At 65.0% G+C, this 240-nt stretch carries 1 pseudogene; it reads right to left on the reverse strand.

The annotated features are described in order from the left end of the window. Window positions 1-240, reverse strand: a pseudogene (locus tag KZZ04_RS20675) (transketolase); the annotation flags it as partial.

Below are 240 nucleotides of genomic sequence, written 5' to 3' on the forward strand. Positions count from 1 at the left end.
GCGTGGTACGCAGGCTGGTCAATTGCTCGACCGGCTGGTGCGTCGGGCCGTCTTCGCCCAGGCCGATGGAGTCGTGGGTGTACACATGGATCACCCGCTTCTTCATCAGCGCGGCCATACGCACGGCGTTGCGCGCGTACTCCATGAACATCAGGAAGGTCGCGCCGTAAGGCACCAGGCCGCCGTGCAGGGACACGCCGTTCATGATGGCGCTCATGCCGAACTCGCGCACGCCGTAGT

The sequence above is a fragment of the Pseudoalteromonas sp. CR1 genome, assembly GCF_019392235.1.
Classification (GTDB): domain Bacteria; phylum Pseudomonadota; class Gammaproteobacteria; order Enterobacterales; family Alteromonadaceae; genus Pseudoalteromonas.